The sequence below is a fragment of the Paenibacillus foliorum genome (genome assembly GCF_013141765.1).
Classification (GTDB): Bacteria; Bacillota; Bacilli; order Paenibacillales; family NBRC-103111; genus Paenibacillus_S; species Paenibacillus_S foliorum.
Genome location: NZ_WHOD01000021.1, coordinates 1 through 2,255 on the forward strand (window position 1 = coordinate 1; position 2,255 = coordinate 2,255).

Sequence of the window (2,255 nt, forward strand, 5' to 3'; positions counted from 1 at the left end):
ACATATAAATATTTGTTTAACAGAAAGTCTCGGATAAATCGCCTCATAAAGGTTGGTTTAGCATTAGCTGCAGATCTGGTTGCGGATAATTGTACCGTTTTGGCCATCTCATACCCCTCCTCCCTCAAAATAATTTGTCTCTATACTTACGAATTCTACTCTTAAAATAAGGGAGGGCTTCCCGGCCCTCCCCGCGGTTAGCATGAAAGATTAACGTTTGTTGTAACGATCCAAAGCTGCCTTCTGAATTTCAATAGCGCGATCAATCTTAACCGATTTCAATTTATCCATATATTTCTCAAAGCTATCCAACGGCTCGGCGCCCAAAATGATTTTTAAAGTCATTTCATCCACCAATGTATTAACATCCGTCATGATTTTAGCGAACTCCGAGCTTTCTTCTGGAGTTGGTGTTACTGGAGGCATTTGGTATTTAGCCATATCCGTCTTTGCCCAGATACCAATAGCATCACGTTGTGTTGGAAGTGCTAGGTATTGCTCGATATAACGTTTATCTTGAACATACGGTCCGTTGTAGTTTGCACGAGTATACAAGGAGAGTGTTTGTGCTGGTGCCAATTTATCCGGATTCTTCATTACTATATCCGAGTATTTCGGATACCCATTCTCCATCTTATAGCTGGTGCCTTCAGTTCCAAAATTGAAGTACATATGTCCTTCTTCACCGTAGCCATAGTCCAGCATCTTAACAGCCAATTCGGCATTTTTCGATTTAGCTGTAACCGCTACCATACCGCCAAATGAATAAGGTATGTCTCTTTGACCGAACTTAGCTGTGTCGCCCTTCTTCAAAACCGGTTGAGGTGTAGCTACTAGCAAAGCCTTAGGATCCTTGGCTTCAACAAGTGGCTGCCATTTACCGATTCCGCCTCCAGCGTTACCAACTGTTGCTCCTGTTGCGCCTGATGCAATGTTAGAATCCCACGCCTTCTGGTCGACCGTAGCAATATTTTTATCCAACAAACCTTGTTCGTACCAGCCGCGGTATAAAGCAAGGAAATCCTTGTAACCTTTTTCCGCAGGTCCGAATTTGATTTGACCACTTTCCATGTAGAAATCACGTGTTACACCGTAAGCGCCCATGAAATGTCCATTGTTAAAATCATTAAATACACGCGGTTTGCTGTTCGTTGAGAATGGTGCTGTTGCACCTTTCTTTTCTTTAAATGCTTTAAGCATAGCGGTCCAATCATCGATAGTTTGCGGTATTGGTAATCCCAGCTCATCCAGCCAGTCTTTACGAACTATAGGACCTTGAAACACCATAAGGGCTTCATCGCCGCGAATAAAAGGGAACGCATAATAGCTGCCGTTATCTGTTTTTACCATCTTGTCAACATCTGGATGTTCCTTTAAATATTTTTTGAGGTTCGGTGCGTGTTTATCGATCAAATCATTCAATTTCAAGATGTAGCCGTCTTTAATCGCTTTTTCTGGTCCTCCTGGAAAATCTTTAAGGAAGTTGAATTCGATCATATCGGGTAGATCGCCAGATGCCAGCATTACGTTTAAAGCTTCCTTCGCTTGGTTAGTTGGAGGCGCGCTAAACTTTAATGGAACACCTGTTTTCTTCTGCCATTCTGAGAAGAATGGGGTATCCGCATGGGTCGATTTTACACCAGTCAGGTTACCTGGAAGCTCTCCCCAATAAGTTAATGTTTTGTCCGTCTTCATTGGATAGGTGGTTGCAGTTCCCGTTGCTGCGGGTGTTGTTGCTGGTGCAGGAGTCTTGGTGTCGGAAGCAGGCGCCGGTGTTGTTGTAGAGCAAGCCATAACCATGGTACTCATTATAGTGGTTACAACAATTGTCGAAGCGATTTTCTTCTTTCTCTTCATAAGTAAAGACCTCCCTGATATTTCGGATTAACCGAATTGGATTTGTATCGTACATTCGTATGAGATATTTCTCATAACCTGAGTATATGGCAGCGCTTCCAAAATTGAAATCGCAATTATTGCCAAACTTATCTGCAAAAATAGTTTTCTGACTATTTAAAATATACAATTCAATATGCAAAATACACAAAACATACAGAAATCATTGATTTTAAGCAAAAAAAAGCCGCCCATTGGCAGCTTACTCATCTTTCATTTCCTTGTATTTTCCAGGAGTAATCCCTTCATATTTATCCTTTTAAAGCTCCAACCATAACACCTTTTACGAAATATTTCTGTACAAACGGGTACACACATAGAATAGGTATAGTTGCCACCATAATAGTAGCGTATTTAAT

At 41.3% G+C, this 2,255-nt stretch carries 1 protein-coding gene and 1 pseudogene; both read right to left on the bottom strand.

Translation table 11 applies throughout. From position 1 onward, the window contains the following. Nucleotides 1–210: 210 nt before the first annotated feature. Entirely contained in the window at nt 211–1,857 is a 1,647-nt protein-coding gene (locus GC093_RS05770) for a type 2 periplasmic-binding domain-containing protein (protein WP_171650922.1), read from the bottom strand. 290 nt (nt 1,858–2,147) lie between these two features. Then, nucleotides 2,148–2,255, bottom strand: a pseudogene (locus GC093_RS35725) (carbohydrate ABC transporter permease); the annotation flags it as partial.